The following is a 19,837-nucleotide window of genomic DNA, read 5'->3' on the forward strand; positions in this document are numbered from 1 at the left end:
AAAACGTGAAGGAATTGTAATGTGAATGTTAAAAGTTCCTAAAGATTTTTGTGGTAAGATAGAGTAAAATGTTTTCAGACAAAGAGTCTTTAATCAAACTATACGAATGACACGTGTTTTTTATAGACATATAGATGAAAAGGAGGGTTGATACGATGCAAACGAAACCCATTAATCAATTAGATTTTGTAGACGGTGAACTGACTTCATTTGTATCACATTTAGAAACGTCATTTTTGGACCAGAATAAAGGTGCGTTCATCGTAACAGCGAATCCTGAAATCGGATTTGAAGCGATGCAAAATCCGCGTTATGAAGCGGTTCTTTCATCTGCTGATTTTATTTTGCCGGATGGCATTGGTGTAGTGTTGGTTTCCAAGCTAATTGGTAAGCCGCTTCAATCCAGAATCGCCGGTTATGATTTGTTTACGTCTTTGCTTGAGAAGGCTGATCAAAAGAAAAAACGGGTTTTCTTTTACGGTGCAGCTAAGCATGTGATTGCTCAGACAATCGAGCGAGTCAAACGTGATTATCCTGGGATTGAAATTGCCGGATATTCTGACGGTTATGTGAAGAATCAACGTGAGGTGGCAGACAAGATTGCAGCCTCAAATCCTGACATGGTATTTGTTGCTTTAGGTTATCCTAATCAGGAGTTCTTTATCCATAAATACCGACATCTATTCCCTCAGGCTGTTTCTGTAGGGCTGGGCGGAAGCTTCGATGTGTTCAGCGGCAATGTCAAAAGAGCGCCCTCATTTTTTATCCGTTTTCACCTTGAATGGATGTACAGGCTGATCACAAACCCTGCGCGCTGGAGAAGAATGCTTAGCATTCCTAAGTATGTTACAGCCGTGCTGAAACATGAACGAACTTCAGCAAAGCCGCAATATACAGGACAGGTCAAAGATCAATCACGCCATCTGTAATGGGCCTTAAAGGAGCTATGGTATGTAATGAAATGCATGAACCTTTCGCTGTGCCTGCCGACAATCCGCGGCAGCCGTTTTGAGCTGATGACAGATTGAAATCCTGGTTTGCGTTTTTTTACTATTTGTTCATCAAAGTCATCGGCGCATTGCTGTTTTGGGTCAAACCGGGAAGTCAAGTGACCCTTCTTGTTTCCTTTCCTGATAATGCCCGGGCAATATTAAAGGAATATCAGATGGGACACTACTCATTTCCCATTCATGTACTTTTGACCCAGCATGCCAAATCGCTGGAAACAGAATTTCCTGAGCTTACTGTTTCAGTTATTAACGAAAAACACCCGCTTCATATATATAAAGCGGTCTTTTCTATGCTGAGCAGTAAAGCTGTGATTGTTGATAACTATTTTGTTTTGACAACCGTTTTGACCTGCAGACCTGATATCGAGTGTATCCAAGTTTGGCATGCGAATGGAGCGTTTAAACGATTTGGGTTAAAGGATATCAACACACAGAATCGTTCGCGGGCTGACGTGAGACGCTTTCGCAAAGTGTATGCTTCATTTGACCGGATTGTCGTCGGTTCTGAACATATGGCTGACATATTCAAGGAATTCTTCGATATAAAAGGTGATAAATTTCTTCGGTTTGGCGTGCCTTTAACCGATGCTTACTATGAGGTGAAGGAAAACAGCAATGACCTTAAAAGCAAATATCACCTGCCGGCAGAGAAAAAAATCATCCTGTATGCGCCAACCTTTAGGGATCATCAGTTTGAAAGCTTTTCGCTGCCGTTTTCAGAAAAACAGCTGCAGCATGATTTAAAAGGAGAATATTTACTTGCAGTAAAACTTCATCCTGTTATGAAGCAATCTGCTCAATTGCATGGGGATAGTGCGTGGATAAAAGACGTATCAGACCTCCCTCTTGCAGACCTTTTAAAAATGAGTGATCTGTTAATATCAGATTATTCTTCTGTCCCTTTTGAATTTGCTTTGCTGGACAAACCCATTTTGTTTTATACGTATGATATGGAGGCTTACAACAGAACCCGCGGTTTAATCCGCCATTATACAGAGGTAATCCCCGGGGTTCCTTGCCGTGATTCAGGAATGCTCTTGGACCAGCTGAAAGATATGAACAGGCTTCAAACTGAAGTGGAGCGCTTTTCACGTGAATGGAATCTGTACTCGAGAGGGAATGCCAGCAAGCTGCTTTTAAGCTATGTAAATGAGAAATCAAACTGATCTTTATATATAATAGAGATCGGTATTGCAAATAATATGAAAACCTTTTATAAAACATTATGAGTTGTAGTAAGGAAGGAGTCATTTTATGATTTATGCTGAGATTCTAGCCGGTGGAAAAGGTTCCCGCATGGGGAACGTCAATATGCCAAAACAGTTTTTGCCGTTAAATAAACGCCCAATTATCATTCATACGGTTGAAAAGTTTTTATTAAATGACCGTTTCGATAAGATTTTAATCGTCTCCCCTAAAGAGTGGATTAACCATACAAAAGACATTTTAAAGAAATTTATCGGGCAGGATGATCGCCTGATTGTCGTTGAAGGCGGCAGCGACCGTAATGAATCTATTATGAGCGGCATCCGCTATATTGAAAAAGAATTCGGTATTCAGGATGATGACGTGATCATCACTCACGATTCTGTGCGTCCGTTTCTCACTCATCGCATTATCGATGAAAACATTGATGCTGTTCTTCAATACGGCGCGGTTGATACTGTTATCTCAGCCATTGATACAATTATTGCTTCAGAAGACCAGGAATTTATTTCTGATATCCCTGTCCGCGATAACATGTATCAGGGGCAAACACCGCAAAGCTTCCGGATCAGCAAATTGGTCGAGCTTTATAATCAACTGTCCGATGAGCAAAAAGCTGTCCTTACTGACGCTTGCAAGATCTGCTCGTTAGCAGGTGAAAAAGTGAAGCTGGTCCGCGGTGAAGTCTTTAACATTAAAGTAACGACACCATATGACTTAAAAGTGGCTAATGCCATTTTACAGGAGCGAATTTCACAATGATTAATCAAACATATCGTTTAGTTTCTGCCCGACAATTTGAAGTGACATATAAAGATAAAGTTGTCCATTCAGATAAGGTCGTCGTCCGTCCTACCCATTTATCCATCTGTGCTGCAGACCAGCGTTATTATACTGGCTCACGCGGCAAAGAAGCGATGGACAAAAAACTGCCGATGGCTCTGATCCATGAAGGGATCGGAAAAGTCATGTTTGATCCGACAGGCACATTTAAAGTCGGAACCCGGGTTGTTATGGTGCCAAATACACCGGTTGAAGAGCATGAAGTCATCGCGGAGAATTACCTGCGGTCCAGCAGATTCCGTTCAAGCGGTTATGATGGATTTATGCAGGATTATATGTTCATGGCGCCTGATCGGCTTGTTGAGCTTCCAGACAGCATTAATCCGCATGTCGCAGCCTTCACTGAGCTTATTACAATTGCAGTTCACGCGCTTTCCCGCTTTGAGCGCATGGCGCATAAGAAGCGTGACACATTCGGTGTCTGGGGGGACGGAAATCTCGGATTTATCATGACGCTTCTACTGAAGAAAAAATATCCAGACAGCAAGGTGTTTATTTTCGGAAAAACACCTTACAAGCTTGATCATTTTTCTTTTGTTGATGCAGCTTATCAAATTAACGACATTCCTGAAGATGTCAGAATTGATCATGCCTTTGAATGCGTGGGCGGACGCGGCAGTGAAAGCGCAATTGAGCAAATCATTGCCCATGTCCATCCTGAAGCGTGTGTAGCGCTCTTAGGCGTGTCTGAATACCCTGTTGAAATTGAAACAAGAATGGTGCTTGAAAAAGGGATTACGCTGATCGGCAGCAGCCGCAGCGGACGCGAGGATTTTGCCCGTACTGTAGACTTTTTAGCTCAATACCCTGAAGTCGTTGATTATTTAGAAACATTAGTTGGCGGACGCTTCCCGGTACGCAGTATTGAGGAAATTACAAACGCGTTTGAAGCAGATTTGACTTCATCTTGGGGAAAAACTGTTATTGAATGGGAAATTTAAACAGTGAAAACATTCCTTACACGAATTGTAAAAGGAGTATTCGGCACTGCTTATAAACTATTGAGCGCTTTATTACCAGTACAGCACAACAAAATTGTCATAGCTTCCTATCGTGAGGATCATTTAAGTGATAATTTTAAAGGTGTCTATGAAAAGCTGAAGCAAGATCCGTCTCTTCGCATCACCCTGCTGTTCCGCAAGATGGATAAAGGGCTGATCGGACGAGCTGCATATTTGCTTCATCTTTTCAGCTCGTTATATCACCTTGCAACATGCCGCGTGCTTTTGTTGGATGATTATTATTTTCCTTTGTATGTTGTGCCAAAACGAAAGGAAACTGTTGCCATCCAGCTTTGGCATGCTTGCGGCGCGTTTAAAAAATTTGGCTACAGCATTGTGAACAAGCCGTTCGGCCCTTCTTCTGATTATTTGAAGATTGTTCCCGTGCATTCAAACTATGATTATGCCATTGTCAGTGCACCCGCTGCCGTTCCGCATTTCGCCGAAGCCTTTCAAATGGAGCAAAAGCAGATTTTGCCGCTCGGCATTCCAAGAACGGATTATTTTTATCATAAGGAACATATTCGCACTGTACTGGATGAGTTTCATCGGGTTTATCCTGAACTGAAGCATAAAAAAAAGCTTTTGTATGCTCCTACTTTTCGAGGCAGCGGACATCATCAAGAGGGTGACGCTATACCGCTTGATCTGCTACAATTAAAATCGGCGCTAAACCATAAAGATTATGTCGTGATCCTCCATCTTCATCCGTATATGCGCAAACATGCGCACACGGAAGAGGATGATTTTGTGCTGGATTTAACTGATTCGTACTCTTTGTACGATTTGATGGCAATCTCTGATGGGCTGATAACCGATTATTCTTCAGTTATTTTCGAGTACAGCCTGCTGAATCGTCCGATGTATTTTTACTGCCCGGATTTAGAAGACTACTTGGAAGAACGTGATTTCTACTACCCGTTTGAATCGTTTGTACCCGGGCCGATTTCTAAAGACGTTGCATCACTTGTATACGATATCGAGAGTGATCACGAGGCTGATACGAAACGTATTGAAGATTTTTCACAGGCATTTATCACCCATCAGGACGGCAAATCTTCAGAGCGGGTGGCCGATTTTATTTCATCATTTTTAACATCTGGTGCCGATTAGGAGAAAGTGAGGTACAAAGTGAAGCTGGCAAGAAAGATCAAGAACAGACTTTTCAGATCAAAAAAGAAAACGCAAAAAGAAAATGCAGCTGTCATTGTCCATCCAGCTGATAACAGGGTTTTTTCTCTTTTTGATAAAACGAAGCGAATTGAAGAAAACCAGCAAGTCCCTGTCAGAAAGATTTCTGAGTTTTCTTGGAATGGGTCAATTTTAAAAATTGCGGGTTATATGTATATCAAGGGCCTGCCGCTTCAAAAAGAGGATCAGGTTCGAAAACGTTTATTATTGGTGAACAATGGTATTTTATTTACAGCTGTTTCACTGCGGGATGTTCCGGTAGATAAGCTGTCAATTGATACTTCAAATGTGCCTGGAGCCTATAAGTGGGCAGGATTTTCACAGCAGATTAACTTTTCTAAGCTGATGAATGACAAGCCTCTTCCGCAGGGCGAGTATAAGCTGTTTCTCGAGATTGAAGCTGTAGATGATCAAAATGTAAAACATCAGGAAGTGCATACAGTCGGAAATGTTAGTAATTTCCTCTCTAATGATGTGTATGCCACAAAAATGGAATTTCATTCTGCTAAAAAGCTGATGAAGTTCAATTTAATCGTTAATTATGATGAGGGCGAAAAGACGATTAATTTGTCTTGCAACAAACTGCAGGAAATTGATCCAAGCCTTTTGGAGCTGGATACTGGAAAAGAGGCAAACCGCTTTTTGCGCAAGCTGAATACAAGCTTATTCCATTTTGCTTATGATGTATTCCGCCTGCTTCCAATTAAGTCTAATAAAATTGTCTTTGCTTCTGACAGCCGGCTTGATATGACAGGAAACTTCGAATTTGTTTATGAAGAGCTGCTGAAACGTGAAGAAAATTTTGATTTCAAATTTTTCTTAAAGAGCAGCATTCGAGATAGAAAAAGCCTGTCTGAACTGATGTCTATGGCTTATCATTTTGCGACAAGCAAAATCATTTTTATAGATGATTTTTATCCGATTATTTATCCGTTAAAAATCCGTAAAAATGCGGACCTTGTCCAGCTGTGGCATGCTGTCGGTGCCTTTAAGACATTCGGCTACAGCCGAATCGGTCTGCCGGGAGGACCGTCACCGCATTCGAAAAACCATAGAAACTACACGAAGGTTATTGTCAGCTCTGAAAATATACGGAAGCACTACGCAGAGGGCTTTGGCGTAGACATTGAAAACGTCATTGCTACGGGCGTACCGCGGACAGACTTTTTCTTTGATGAAGCGAAGAAGGCATTTGTAAAAGAACGCCTTTATACGGAATATCCGTTTCTAAAGGACAAAAAGGTCATTCTTTTTGCTCCAACCTTCCGCGGAAACGGTCAGCAATCAGCTCATTATCCTTTTGAAGTGCTTGATTTTGACCGTCTGTATCGTGAGTTAAAGGATGAATATATCTTCTTATTCAAAATTCATCCATTCGTACGAAACGATGCCAATATTCCTTATCAGTACAGCGATTTCTTTTATGATTTCTCTTCGTTCAGGGAAATTAACGAGCTATTGCTCGTAACAGATATTCTGATAACGGATTACTCTTCTGTTTGCTTTGAGTATGCTTTATTAAATAAACCAATGATCTTCTTCAGCTATGATGTAGATGATTATATTCGCAAACGTGATTTCTATTACGATTACTTTGACTTTATTCCTGGCCCTCTTGCGAAAACGTCTGAGCAAATGATTTCGATCATTAAAGAAGAGAAGTATAACTTTGAGCAAATTGATTCATTTGTTCATTATTTCTTCGATGATCTTGATGGAAAAGCAAGTGAGCGAGTCGTCGATCAAATTGTTTTCCCTCAGGAAGAAGAGCCATCCGAGGATAAAGTTCTTAAAAGATAAATCAAAAACACCTTTTGCAGCCGCAAAAGGTGTTTTTTTTATTGATATTCCGGAACATCAAAGTAAAGTGTATAACCGTCCAGCAATGAATACAGGCTGTACATGCGGTTTACTTGTTTGTACGCCCAGCCGATGTCTGTTGCGTATTGGTGTGTCGCTGTAGCTGACCATCTCATTTTGTACAGTGTGTCCTGATTGTAAGCTGTGTTGTGGATATACGATGAGCCTATGAATTTAGCTCCTCCGATAATGGCCGCTTCTGGTGTGAACCAGCCCTGCTCGTACGCATATTTGGCTCCGTAGTAATTCGGATTGCTGTCGTATGCTCCAATTCCATACATGTTGTATACGGTTTTTCCGTTATAGGTTAATCCATTGGCTAAGGCGGATGTCCCGTTTCCTGTTTCAAGAAGAGCGTGTGAGATTAAATACAGTTCGTTGATGCTATATTGATTGGCGGCATCGATAAATGCCTTTGCTCTCCCTGTCAGGATGCCTTTACCCGCAAGCACTTTCTGATTGACCTCAGTAACGCTGAGGCCCGCTGTCTGTGACAGCTTGAGAAATTGGAAGTAGTATTTGCTGTCTCTGGAAAAGTTATTCGGATCCACGTATTGAACTACTTCACCACTGCTTGCGTTTCGCCAGCCCAAATTGATCTTAGCCCAGCCGTTTATCTGTCCGATGATTTTCACTTTATCGCCTTTTTTAAATTGGCCGATCACGTTTGCCTGGCTGACTTCCGGCGTTGACCGGATATTTAGTACATCAGCCGTAACGGTTGATGTTGCTGTATTAATGTACGTGAGCGATACGTAAGCCGCTCCGTCTGTTTGCGGACTTACTGTCATTTGTTTTTGGACCATATCACGAAGCGAGAGATTGTAATTTGTTTTCATGATTTGCGGGCCATTTTTGATCTTCACGATAGATGATGTCCATCCGTATAATTGTTTTAACCTTGTTGATGCCGCAGCAGCTGTATCATTGCCTGTGAACTGCTCATTTACGTTGATTTTATAAAGCGTATTGCTTTTCGTTGTGTAGCTGGGGGTTACCCTTTTCGATTTAAGATAGGTTAACCCATTGTTCAATGCTGTTTTGCTGCTGAGCTGTGTTGTCACGATTTTGTATTGTGTATATGCAGTCTGGCCTGTTTTTGATGTTGTGACTGCGATTTTATTTTGTTTAAAAAATGTTAAAACGCGGTCAATCTCTTCTTGGCTGATGATAGCTTCAGTTGTGATTTGATAGCTGCTCGCAGCTGTCTGACCGGTTTTCTGGCTTGCTGCTGATATATGATTTGATTTGAAAAACGTGAGTGCCTGATTGACTTTCGTTTGATCAAGCAGAGATTCGGTTGTGATTTTAAACGTGTCAGCTATTTGTTTTTTGACGGGTTTCGCAGAAGCACTCAGCTGATTTTTCTTTAATATGTTCAAACCCTTTGTGACTTTTGCTTGATCTGATGTTTCTTCTGAGATGAGCTGATATTGATTTTCTGCTGTTGATCCAGCTGCTGTTTTTGCAGCTTTTACTTTTTTCTGAGCAAAGAAGGCTGCTGCTTTGTTTGCTTGCTGCTCGCCTAAAATCTTTGCCGTCGTGATTTGATAAGCGGCAGACGTTGCCGTTTTTTTGACGCTGGATGACGTGTAATGCCATTTTTTCTTTTTAAAGAAAGTGTTTACTTTTTGAAGCTGCTGTTTTGTTATACCCTTCATATTCACGGTATATGATGTGCTTTTTCCAACCTGTTGATAACTGCCGGATACGCCGGTGTTTTTCTTGATTTGGCTGATGGCATCCTTTACTGTATTCAGCCCTTTGAAATAAGCTGATTGGACATTGTATGACTCAACGGTTGTTTTTTGATTGATGGACTTGTAGCTGCCTGTGATGCCAGTGCTCTGTTTCAGCTGCTGCAATAGAGTCTTGGCATTCGCTTCACCTGAAATGGAGGCAGTTGTGAACGTATAATAGGCTTGTCCTTTCACGGTTTCCTTTAATGATGCCTGCAGCCCCGATTCCTTTTGAAAGGCGTTTTTGATCTGCGCAGCTCTGCTGTCTCCCACGATTGTGCCAGACTGAATGGTTGTGACAGACACCGTGTGTGTGATGGGCTGATACGAGCTTTTAATCCCCGTTTGCTTAGCCAGGCTCTGGATAAGCGCCTTGACCTTTGTCTCATCAGCAATGTCTGATGTCTTGACGTTCATATAGGGCTGAGCTGCTCCGTAAGCTTTTACAGCGCCAGCCACTCCCGTCTCCTGTTTCAGCTTTGCTAGGATAGTGTTGGCCTGTTTTTCTCCGGAGATGGCACCTGACGAGATGGTGACATATGGCTGTTTGCTTCCAACAGGACTTGACGTTCCTGTAATCGATGTCTGTTTGGCGAGTCCGCTCAGTATTGCTTTCGCTTCTGATTCGCTATGAATGCCTGAGGCGGAAATTTGGTAGGTCGTTGTTGTGCCTGAAGCCTGATAGGATGCATCCCAACCAGTATCTTTTTCCAGTTTGGCGACAGCTTGTGAGGCTTGGCTTTCTGTACTGAACGTATTCGACGGCTCTACTTTATATAGTGAGTAGTCGGTATACGCGGCTACCTGGGCAGAACCAGATATGGCAAAAAAGGCAAGGGACGCGGCGGATAGAAGCATAGGTGCGATTAGTCTCTTTTTCATTCCTTCTCCTCTTTCTTATTCTATGAGTATATAAAACTAGTTTATTTATCGGCACGCGCATGCTTCATTTATAGGTGAATCACTTCCATTTTCTAATAAAAAAACTTAATCTCGAAGTGAGATTAAGTTTAAATATGAGACACGATAAGGGTACAAGTCCCTTTTATCGTAAAATCGGGCATTTGAGCCGGCAAAATAAAGTGATCGCCTTTTTTGAGCGGACATGTTTTGTCCTCATACATGAGCAAACCGCTCCCTTCTATCACGCTGCAAATCAGAAAGGATTCATCCTGAGCCATTTCAGCTTCGCCATTGATGTCCCATTTATACACCGAAAAATATTCCCCTTGGACAAATGTTTTAATGGTTATGCCTTTTCTTGATTCTGTCGATTCATCTATATACCCGTCCACATGGGGAACCGTGGCGGCATTGACCGCTTTGGCAAAATGAAGCTCTCTCGGACTTCCGTTGCTATCAAGACGGTCATAATCGTACACCCGGTATGTGGCATCTGAATTTTGCTGAGTCTCTAAAACAAGGGCCCCCTTGCACAATGCGTGCAGCGTTCCGCTCGGCACATAATAGAAATCACCCGGTTTAATTTTGACTCTTCGCAGCAGGCCCTCCCAGTCACCGCTGTTGATCATTGTGACAAGTTCGGTTTTTGAGCGGGCCGTATGCCCATAAATGATTTCTGCGTTGTCCTTACAGTCGATAATGTACCAGCATTCCGTCTTGCCGAGTTCTCCCTCTTCGTTTTCTCCGGCATAGTAATCATCAGGGTGAACTTTAATTGACGTATCTTCCTTCACATCCAGCAGCTTTGTCAGAAGCGGGAACCGATCCCCCTCTACACCGCCGAATACTTCACGGTGCTCTTCCCAAAGCTCGATCAATGTCTTTCCTTTATACGGGCCATTTGCAACAGTGCTCGGTCCTTTTGGATGAGCGGAAATGGCCCAGCATTCCCCCGTTGATTCTGAAGGAATACTGTATCCAAATCTATCTCGTAAAGCGGTTCCGCCCCAGATTTTTTCTTTAAACACAGGCGTTAGAAAAATCGGTGATTGCGTCATGATCCGTACCCCTCCCCTGTAAATAACTGATCATCATTTTCCCGGTGCGCCCCTCTTACAAACGCCCGTATAAGCTGTCTTTTTCCGATGACAACATATGTACAAAGCATCATCTTTTCATTACCCCTTCAAAGAAAACGCTTCCTATCTATTATATCACGTCGAAAAGAAGCTTTGTTTCAGCCTTTTCCTCGATAAGAATAATTCTCCTTTTTTGATACAAATTAATAAAACCGTCAATCTGTTTACGAAGGAGAGAAACTATGCAAATCGACTCTGATCTCCAGAACAATTTAGACACACTGAAAAAAACATTGGGACAAAACGACGATATGATGTTTTATACATTTGCTTTCGGAGATAGCAGACAAAAGGCGTGTTTACTGTATATTGACGGTCTGACAGAGAATAAAATGCTGGCGCAATACGTCATTTCTCCTTTACAAAAAGAGGCGTTAGCCCATAAGGAATGCTCGATTGAAGACTTATCCGCCTTTTTTTTCGGCTTTCACCACAGCGTTGTTTCTACAATGAAAGAAATAGAGCAGCTCGTTTTTTCAGGGCAAGCCATTTTGCTCGCTGATGGCTATCGCGGAGGATTAGCTTTCGACACTAAGTCAGTCACAACACGCAGTCTTGATGAACCCTCCTCCGAAGTCGTGGAACGCGGTCCTAAAATAGGATTTATTGAAAAACTGCGGACAAACACGGCGCTTTTGCGTGAACGGACGAGTGATCCTAATCTCGTCATCAAAGAAATGACACTCGGAAAAAGGACGAAAAAGAAAATCGCTGTCGCTTATATTCAGGATATCGCCCCCGATTATGTCGTCAAAGAAGTGTTTAAAAGGCTGAAATCAGTCAATATAGATAATTTGCCGGAATCGGGGACGCTTGAACAGCTGATTGAAGACGAACCATTTTCAATTTTCCCCACAATATTAAGCACAGAACGACCAGATCGTGTAGAGGCTGCACTGTTAGAAGGACGAGTGTCCATATTAGTGGATGGTACGCCGTTTGCTTTGATTGTACCGGCTACGGTTGACGAATTTATTCATTCGCCCGATGATTACAGCCAGCGCTGGATCCCAATGTCACTTGTACGCCTTCTTCGTTATTCCAGCATCCTGATCACCATTTATTTGCCCGGTCTGTATATTTCTCTCGTTTCTTTTCACACCGGGCTATTGCCGACTAGAATGGCCATTTCCATTGCAGGCAGCAGGCTTAACGTACCGTTCCCGCCTTTTATAGAGGCCTTTATCATGATCTTTACGATCGAATTGATTCGAGAAGCCGGGTTAAGGCTGCCTAAGCCGATTGGACAGACAATTGGCCTTATCGGCGGGGTCGTCATCGGACAGGCAGCTGTTCAGGCACAAATTGTCAGTGCGCTTATGGTCATTGTCGTTTCTGTCACAGCACTGGCATCCTTTACCGTTCCTTCATACGCCTATAACTTTCCGCTGCGGATCATTCGGATCGGGGTTATGATAAGTGCAACAGCGCTTGGCATGTATGGCGTTATAATGGTTTATCTGTTTGTGATTGGCCATCTCATGCGCCTGAAAAGCTTTGGACAGGATTATATTATTCCAATGTTGGCAATCCCCGGACAGGATTTAAAAGACACGGTGATCCGCATTCCTACTATATTTTTAAAAAGAAGACCGACACGAAACGATCCTGAAGATAACATCAGACAAAGGTGATGGCTATGAGGAAATCAGAGCATAAACTGACATTTATGCAGACGCTCATTATGATCAGCAGCACACTGATCGGTGCCGGGGTCCTAACCCTTCCCCGCTCAGCTGCCGAAACCGGCAGTCCGAGCGGATGGCTTATGATACTGCTGCAGGGCGTTATTTTTATTATCATTGTTCTGCTTTTTTTGCCTTTCCTTCAAAAAAACAGCGAAAAAACTCTTTTTAAGCTCAACAGCATGGTAGCTGGAAAATTCATCGGCTTTCTATTGAATTTATATATCTGTCTATATTTCATTGGGATTGTTTGCTTTCAAGCTCGGATTTTGGGAGAGGTTGTCGGATTCTTTTTGTTGAAAAACACGCCAATGGCAGTTGTTGTGTTTATATTTCTTGCAGTTGCCATCTATCATGTAGGCGGAGGCGTTTATTCAATTGCAAAAGTATACGCTTATATTTTTCCTATAACCCTTATTATTTTTATGATGCTTCTGATGTTCAGCTTTCGCTTGTTCCAGTTCGATTTTATCCGGCCTGTTTTTGAGGGAGGCTATCAAAGTTTTTTCTCTTTATTCCCTAAAACACTATTATATTTCTCAGGATTTGAAATTATTTTTTATCTCGTCCCATTTATGAGAGATCCGAAGCAAGCGAAAAAGGCTGTTGCTTTTGGGATCGGGACTTCTACAGTGTTCTACAGCATTACTTTGTTCATTGTGATTGGCTGTATGACTGTGGCTGAGGCAAAAACGGTGACATGGCCGACCATTTCCCTCATCCACGCATTAGAGGTTCCGGGTATTTTTATTGAACGATTTGATCTGTTTTTACAGCTGACCTGGACAGCTCAGCAATTTACCTGTATGCTCGGATCCTTCAAAGGCGCCCATATCGGGTTAACGGAAATCTTTCATCTAAAAAATAAAAACAATGCTTGGCTGCTGACTGCAATGCTGGTTGCGACGTTTTTCATAACGATGTATCCCAAGGACTTGAATGACGTGTTTTATTACGGGACGCTTCTTGGATATGCTTTCTTAATTGTGATTGCAATTCCATTCTTCGTCTGGCTTTTAAGCTGGGTACAGAAAAAACTTGGGAGGAGTCAGCTGCAATGAAAACAGCAACAAAACTCGCAGTCATGTTTCTTATGCTGCAGGTTCTCTGCGGGTGCTGGGATGTCAAAAATATTGAGAAACTATCCTTCGCCAGAGGGCTGGCGATCGATGAGACAGATGATCACCAGTACAAACTGACGTATCAAAACCTTCTTCCCCAAAGCGAAGACAGCCAAGCATCCGGAAAACCCGAATTTGTCAATGTGACGTCCTACGGGAAAACGATCCTGGAAGCAGTCAGTGATGTATCCATCAAGGACCCTCCTGTTTATAGCGATCATTTAAAAGTGATTCTCTTGGGAGAAAAACTGATGAGGAATCAAAATGTAGACCAAGTCTTCAACCACTTTATCCGGGATGATGAGCTGCGGCGAAGCAGCTATTTGATGGCAGCCAGAGGGAATGCAGCTGATGTTTTCACAAAAGGAAACCCCAATCAGCAGCAGCCGATGCCCTCAGAAAAACTGATTGATTTGACAACTCACAGTGGATATAACGGTAAGATTATGATACCGCTGCGCATCGGCAGAGCATCTATATACTCTCAGAACGGGTACAGTTATCTTATTCAAGCCGTGAAAAACCAAAAGGGAAAAGCCAAGTATGACGGTTCAGGCGTTATCAAAAGAGGAAGCAATAAACTCGTTGGGTTTCTTTCAGCTGATGAAACCCAGACACTGACATGGGTCATGGGGACGATCCAAGGCGGTGTCATGCCAACGACAGATAAAGGACATCCGATTACGTTTGAACTCAAAAAGTCAAAAACGAAAATTAAGCCGATCATTGAAAACGGAAAGCCTGTCTTTCAGATTTCTGTTAAAACGAAGGGCATCCTGACAGAAGACCAAAACTCGCATGAAAACTCCTTTAGCAAAAGATATTTGCACAGGCTGGAGAACATTTTTGAGAAAAAGCTTGAACGAGATGTAAAGCAGGTGATGGATAAACTGCAGCACGAGTATAAAACCGATCCGGTCTTTTTATCAGACCACATAAGGATTCAACACCCTGACTACTGGAATAAAGTAAAAGGACATTGGGATGAAATATTTTCTGAGGCTGATTTTAAGTACGATATTTCTTTTAAAATCATTAACTTTGGCACGGTGGGAAAGTAAGCAATCAAAAGGGTGCGCATGATCGCGCACCTTTTTTTATGTTCCAACAGTCTGCTGTTTTCCGTCCGATACTCCCTGTCCGTTTTTGTCCCGTAAATCCTGTTCAATTTCTTCAAGGCTTTTTCCCTTTGTCTCTGTCACTTTAAATCGGACAAATAAGAACGCCATGATACCGATCGCGGCATAAATCAGGAATAAATAACTGATTCCGATCGCTTCCATTAATATTGGATAGGTTAGTGAAACAATCAGTGTCCCAACATGCAACATTAAGGTCGAAACACCGGTCCCGATTCCTCTGACGTGAAGCGGGAACAATTCAGGAAGCATCACCCACACAACCGGTCCCCAGCTGACCGCAAAGACAACGATAAACACGCCTAAACAAATGACGGTCGTCCATGAGGCAGCCGGAGTGTTATCGAAAAAGAGATTTACTAAAGCGAGAACGATCAAGCTGATCACCATGCCCGCATTCCCGAATAGCAGTAACGGCTTTCTTCCAATCTTGTCGATGATTTTAATCGCTATTAATGTCATGAGAACATTGACTGTGCCGATTCCGACCGTGCCTAAAATCGAAGCGGAGTTTCCAAATCCGACGTTTGTAAAGGTCTTTGGCGCATAATAGATGATCGTATTCGTTCCGATAAATTGCTGCAAAAAAGCGAGTCCCAAACCGGCAATAAGCGCTGGGCGCACCCATGGATCGAACAGCTCCTTCAGGCCGCCTTCATCCTGCTTTTCCGCTTCTTTTATATCATGTATTTCCTGATCAATATCTTTTGTGCCACGCAATTTTTCAAGAATTTTCTTCGCTTTGCTTTCTTCGCCATTCGTGAACAGCCACCGCGGGCTCTCAGGCATAAACAAAATGCCAATGAGCAAGAGCAATGACGGCACAGCAGCCAATCCAAGCATCCAGCGCCACGCTTCGGCATCGGCAAATATGTAATTGACAATGTAAGAAAGAAGGATGCCGACCGTGATCATCAGCTGATTCAGTGATGACAGCGCCCCGCGTTTATGTTTTGGCGCCAGTTCAGATAAATAAAGCGGCACGATTGTCGTCGATGTTCCGACTGCAAGTCCCAAAATGATGCGAAACAGCACCATGACTCCCGTATTTGGGGCCAGTGCCACACCAAGACCGCCTATACAAAACAGCAGCGCGGCCGCCATAATTGCTTTTTTTCTTCCGAAACGGTCAGTCAGCTTACCAGCCGCTCCTGAGCCTAATATCGCCCCAACCAGTAAGGAGCTGACAACAAGACCTTCTGTAAACGCGTTTAAGCCTAACTCCTTTTTCATAAATAAAATAGCTCCGGAAATCACTCCGGTATCATAGCCATATAACGCGCCTCCAAGAGCTCCGAAAAAATAAAGCCATATATTTGACTGCTTTTTCATAAAGATGACTCCCTTTCTCCATCAGCTGCAATGACATTGTCTGTGGGATTTTTTTAGAAATCTTTTAGCCTCTTTTTCCAGCCATTAAACCTTTTTATTTTGCTGATCTTAAGTTTTCCAATCATTTACTTGTATTTTTTTCAATGTCGCCGAAACATTTTACCTGCTGCGGCGTCCAATATAAGGTGATTCAGCACATCATCGTTATCAATTTTCAAAAACAAGAACTTATAAATATAGGAATATTTATCGAAAAATGTCTTTCGGGGAGTTGCCCCATGGCAAATAGAATGGTACGCTTCAAATATTAAAGAAACGTGAGGTATTGATATATGGAAGAACGATCACAGCGCAGAAAGAAAAAAAGAAAACTAAAAAAATGGGTGAAAGTCGTTGCCGGATTAATGGCTTTTTTAGTCATTGCGGCAGGCTCTGTCGGCGCCTATGCTTTTGTAAAGCTGAACAATGCTTCTAAAGAAGCTCATGTCAGCCTTGCACGCGGAGAACAATCTGTAAAACGGATCAAAGAATTTGATCCTGGAAAAGATTCTTTTTCTGTATTGCTCTTAGGAATTGATGCCAGGGAGAAAAACGGCGAGACCGTCGATCAGGCAAGAAGTGACGCGAATGTGCTGGTTACATTTAATCGGAAAGAAAAAACAGCTAAAATGCTGAGCATTCCGCGTGACGCCTATGTAAACATCCCAGGCCACGGGTATGATAAATTCACACATGCTCACGCTTACGGCGGCGTTGACTTGACTGTGAAAACAGTTGAAGAAATGCTGGATATTCCCGTCGATTATGTCGTAGAAAGCAATTTCACGGCTTTTGAAGACGTCGTAAACGAGTTAAATGGCGTCAAAGTAACTGTAAAAAGCGATAAAGTCATTCAGCAAATCAAAAAAGATACAAAAGGTAAAGTCGTCCTTCAAAAAGGAACACATACGCTTGATGGGGAAGAAGCGCTCGCTTACGTAAGAACACGTAAAGCGGACAGTGACCTTTTACGCGGGCAAAGACAAATGGAAGTGCTGAGCGCCATTATAGATAAATCAAAATCATTGAGCTCAATTCCGGCTTATGATGATATTGTGGATACGATGGGGCAAAATTTAAAAATGAACTTATCTCTTAAAGATGCCATCGGCCTGTTCCCGTTCATCACTTCATTGAAATCAGTTGAGTCTATTCAGCTGACGGGTTATGATTATGAACCTGCCGGAGTTTATTATTTCAAATTGAATCAGCAAAAGCTGCAGGAAGTTAAAGAAGAGCTGCAAAACGATTTAGGTGTATAATGAACGGGATGGCGATTACGCCATCCCGTTTTACATATTTCCTTATTGAAAATTATCAAAGTAACGATTAGCCTTAATTTATATGGATTATGTTTCACAGGCAAGCTGAACATACTACACGAAGCAGCTTCATTTTTAAGGAGGTTCCCCTACATATGAAATGTATTGCGATTGATCTAGACGGAACATTACTGAATAAAGAAAGCGTCATTTCTGCGGAAAACAGAGAGGCGATCAAGCGGGCCGTTGATGCCGGCATTCTCGTCACCATTTGCACGGGAAGAGCGACATTTGATGTAAAAGCGCTGCTGGATGACTTGGACATCCCTATCATTGCAGCTAATGGCGGTACGATCCATGACACGGGTTACCGTTTGATCAGCCGGACATTAATGGATCAGGAAGCCGGTAAAGCGATTGCTGATTACTTACTTTCAAAAAACATTTACTTTGAGGTATATACAGATGACCATCTGCTTTCTCCTTTTGACGGCGAAGCTAAGCTGCACGCGGAGCTTGACATTCTAAAGAGCGCAAACCCAAACGAGCAGACGGATGAATTGTGGCAAGGAGCCATGACTCAATTCAAACAGTTTGGCATTAAACCAATCCCTCATATCGAATCGGTTTTTGACGGCGGTGAAAACATTTATAAGCTTCTTTGCTTCTCCTTTGATATGGACAAGCTGAAACAAGCGAAGGAAGAACTGAAGCATCATAAAAAACTGGCGCAAACCTCTTCAGGAAAACATATTATCGAAATCCTGCCGGCCTCGTCAGGAAAAGGACGCGCGTTAACAAAGCTGGCTGATCTATACGGAATTGAAACACAGGATATCTATGCGATCGGCGATAGTCCAAACGATTTGTCCATGTTTGAAGTCGCCGGACACCGTATCGCCATGGAAAATGCGATTGATGAATTAAAAGAAAAAAGCACCTTTGTCACAAAAAGCAATGACGAAAATGGTGTGGCCTACTTTATAGACCAGCTTCTTTCAGGGCAATATGCATAAAGAAAAGACTCCAGAGATTGGAGTCTTTTTCTTTTATTGCACCCGTATACTTCCTGCGTATTTATCCTTCCAATATGTGCTCGTGTTCATATTGGTAATGGTCACGCCGTTTGATAATGTGACATGAACAACTTGTCCGTTTCCGATATAGATGGAGGGATTTAAACTTGTTGATTGAAAGAACACAATGTCTCCCGGCTTCAGATCCGCCTTCTCAATCTTAGTTCCGGCATTGTACTGGCTTGTTGCGTATCGAGGCAGGGAAATACCGGCTGCTTTCTGGTATACATATTGGACAAATCCAGCTGTATCAAATCCTGTCTCAGGTGTTACTCCGCCCTGTTTGTAAGGTACTTCACCGACATAAAGCGTCGCTTCGGAAACAATCGGATTTTCTTTCGGGATTGTCAGGTTGTCAAATCGTCGAATACCCGTCATCTTCGATTTCCAGTAATCTTCTGACAAATAGGAAATGGTTACTTTTTCTGACCGGCTCGCCTGAATGAACCTGCCTGCGCCCGCATAAATGCCTGCATGTGAAATTCCCGTTTTATACGTATTGCTGAAATAGACGACATCACCAGGCTTTATGTTCTGAGGGGCTACCTTCTCGCCCACTGCCCACTGCTGTTCGGCTGATCGCGGCAGATAAATGCCGAGTGCCTGTTGAAACACATATTGCACAAGCCCCGAGCAATCAAAGCCCTCTGACGGCGTGCTTCCGCCAAACACATATGGGACACCGATATATTTTTCGGCCTCCTGAACGACAGGAACATCAGCCGTTGCCGGATCGGCAGCGATTCGTCTCGCCCCGATATAAGTTCCGTTCCAATAGCTGCTTTTTTTGTAATTGGTGATGATAACCCCTTTTGACTGTGTACTGTGAACCATTTGGCCGTCTCCGATATAAAGGGCGTCATGTGTCGGAACAGTGCCGGTGCTTCCCTCTTTCTTGAAAAACAAAATATCACCCGGCTTCAGGTTTTCCGGTTTTACAGCTGTTCCGATTTTATACTGGTCGTTTACAGATCTCGGCAGATGAATATCAGCCTTACTGAACACATATTGTATCAATCCTGATGGATCGAAACCCGCTTTCGGCGTTTCCCCGCCATATTTATACTGATATCCAAGCAGTTTTTTTGCTTCACTGACAATCAATTCTGATGATGTATCAGCTTCCGCAATCTCCGCTTTTGTCATAATTGGAACCAAAAAACAAATGATAACCGCCACAAGCAAAAACTTCTTCCAGTTTGCCAGTGTGTTCACTTTTACTATCTCCTCCTCTTTTTGCAGTTTTAACATCGGTATTTTTTTGAATATGTTAAGAGACTTTTTAATATTT

Annotated in this window: 15 protein-coding genes; 11 read left to right on the plus strand and 4 right to left on the minus strand. The window is 42.6% G+C overall.

All coding sequences use genetic code 11. The features are described 5' to 3' along the window. Positions 1 to 155 precede the first annotated feature (155 nt). The 6 genes from AC0OMU_RS19060 (at position 156) to AC0OMU_RS19085 (ending at position 7,051) form a co-directional block, all read left to right on the plus strand. Positions 156 to 929, plus strand: a complete 774-nt coding sequence (locus AC0OMU_RS19060; protein WP_063334764.1) for a WecB/TagA/CpsF family glycosyltransferase — start codon at positions 156 to 158, stop codon at positions 927 to 929. Positions 930 to 1,024: 95 nt separating this feature from the next. Continuing rightward, a complete protein-coding gene (locus AC0OMU_RS19065) occupies positions 1,025 to 2,176 on the plus strand; it encodes a CDP-glycerol glycerophosphotransferase family protein (protein ID WP_181220215.1) in 1,152 nt (383 codons plus the stop codon). Positions 2,177 to 2,264: 88 nt separating this feature from the next. Further along, positions 2,265 to 2,978 (plus strand): IspD/TarI family cytidylyltransferase, encoded by a 714-nt coding sequence (locus AC0OMU_RS19070; RefSeq protein ID WP_015384812.1) that lies wholly within the window; start codon positions 2,265 to 2,267, stop codon positions 2,976 to 2,978. Then, positions 2,975 to 4,000: a ribitol-5-phosphate dehydrogenase gene (locus AC0OMU_RS19075; RefSeq protein ID WP_003235523.1), complete on the plus strand. Its 1,026-nt coding sequence runs from the start codon at positions 2,975 to 2,977 to the stop codon at positions 3,998 to 4,000. Before AC0OMU_RS19070 ends, AC0OMU_RS19075 begins: the two co-directional genes overlap by 4 nt. Positions 4,001 to 4,003: 3 nt before the next feature. After that, a complete protein-coding gene (locus AC0OMU_RS19080; RefSeq protein ID WP_181220216.1) occupies positions 4,004 to 5,173 on the plus strand; it encodes a CDP-glycerol glycerophosphotransferase family protein in 1,170 nt (389 codons plus the stop codon). 18 nt (positions 5,174 to 5,191) lie between these two features. Next, positions 5,192 to 7,051, plus strand: coding sequence for a CDP-glycerol glycerophosphotransferase family protein (locus AC0OMU_RS19085; protein WP_181220390.1), 1,860 nt, complete (start codon positions 5,192 to 5,194; stop codon positions 7,049 to 7,051). A gap of 38 nt (positions 7,052 to 7,089) precedes the next feature. Here AC0OMU_RS19085 and lytD read toward each other — a convergent pair whose 3' ends face one another. Beyond that, the gene (gene lytD / locus AC0OMU_RS19090) at positions 7,090 to 9,732 is read right to left on the minus strand and encodes a beta-N-acetylglucosaminidase LytD (protein ID WP_474241419.1); all 2,643 of its coding nucleotides are present in this window, start codon (positions 9,730 to 9,732) and stop codon (positions 7,090 to 7,092) included. A 128-nt stretch (positions 9,733 to 9,860) separates the two neighbouring features. Continuing rightward, positions 9,861 to 10,811, minus strand: a complete 951-nt coding sequence (gene manA / locus AC0OMU_RS19095; protein ID WP_474241420.1) for a mannose-6-phosphate isomerase, class I — start codon at positions 10,809 to 10,811, stop codon at positions 9,861 to 9,863. A 263-nt stretch (positions 10,812 to 11,074) separates the two neighbouring features. Between manA and gerBA the strand changes: the two genes are divergently transcribed. From gerBA to AC0OMU_RS19110, 3 genes are read left to right on the plus strand one after another with little or no spacing between them, the layout of a single operon-like run. Beyond that, positions 11,075 to 12,526: a spore germination protein GerBA gene (gene gerBA, locus AC0OMU_RS19100; RefSeq protein WP_327844879.1), complete on the plus strand. Its 1,452-nt coding sequence runs from the start codon at positions 11,075 to 11,077 to the stop codon at positions 12,524 to 12,526. A gap of 5 nt (positions 12,527 to 12,531) precedes the next feature. Further along, complete coding sequence (gerBB, locus tag AC0OMU_RS19105; protein ID WP_063334767.1) at positions 12,532 to 13,638, plus strand: spore germination protein GerBB; 1,107 nt, start codon at positions 12,532 to 12,534, stop codon at positions 13,636 to 13,638. After that, entirely contained in the window at positions 13,635 to 14,759 is a 1,125-nt protein-coding gene (locus AC0OMU_RS19110; protein WP_474241422.1) for a Ger(x)C family spore germination protein, read from the plus strand. The genes gerBB and AC0OMU_RS19110 overlap by 4 nt, the downstream gene beginning before the upstream one ends. Before the next feature lie 36 nt (positions 14,760 to 14,795). On the opposite strand, the gene AC0OMU_RS19115 is transcribed toward AC0OMU_RS19110, so the two are convergent. Continuing rightward, complete coding sequence (locus AC0OMU_RS19115; RefSeq protein WP_474241424.1) at positions 14,796 to 16,169, minus strand: sugar porter family MFS transporter; 1,374 nt, start codon at positions 16,167 to 16,169, stop codon at positions 14,796 to 14,798. Positions 16,170 to 16,501: 332 nt separating this feature from the next. On the opposite strand from AC0OMU_RS19115, the gene tagT reads away from it, so the two are divergent. Together tagT and ywtE are read left to right on the plus strand one after the other, a co-directional pair. Then, positions 16,502 to 17,470 (plus strand): polyisoprenyl-teichoic acid--peptidoglycan teichoic acid transferase TagT, encoded by a 969-nt coding sequence (gene tagT, locus AC0OMU_RS19120; protein WP_014478157.1) that lies wholly within the window; start codon positions 16,502 to 16,504, stop codon positions 17,468 to 17,470. Between the two features lie 155 nt (positions 17,471 to 17,625). Then, positions 17,626 to 18,486 carry a 5-amino-6-(5-phospho-D-ribitylamino)uracil phosphatase YwtE gene (gene ywtE / locus AC0OMU_RS19125; RefSeq protein ID WP_015384822.1) on the plus strand — a complete coding sequence of 287 codons (861 nt, stop codon included), beginning with the start codon at positions 17,626 to 17,628 and terminating at the stop codon, positions 18,484 to 18,486. A gap of 33 nt (positions 18,487 to 18,519) precedes the next feature. On the opposite strand, the gene pgdS is transcribed toward ywtE, so the two are convergent. Beyond that, positions 18,520 to 19,761, minus strand: coding sequence for a gamma-DL-glutamyl hydrolase (gene pgdS, locus AC0OMU_RS19130; protein ID WP_322839810.1), 1,242 nt, complete (start codon positions 19,759 to 19,761; stop codon positions 18,520 to 18,522). Positions 19,762 to 19,837 lie beyond the last annotated feature (76 nt).

This window comes from Bacillus sp. FAU18, assembly GCF_056033885.1.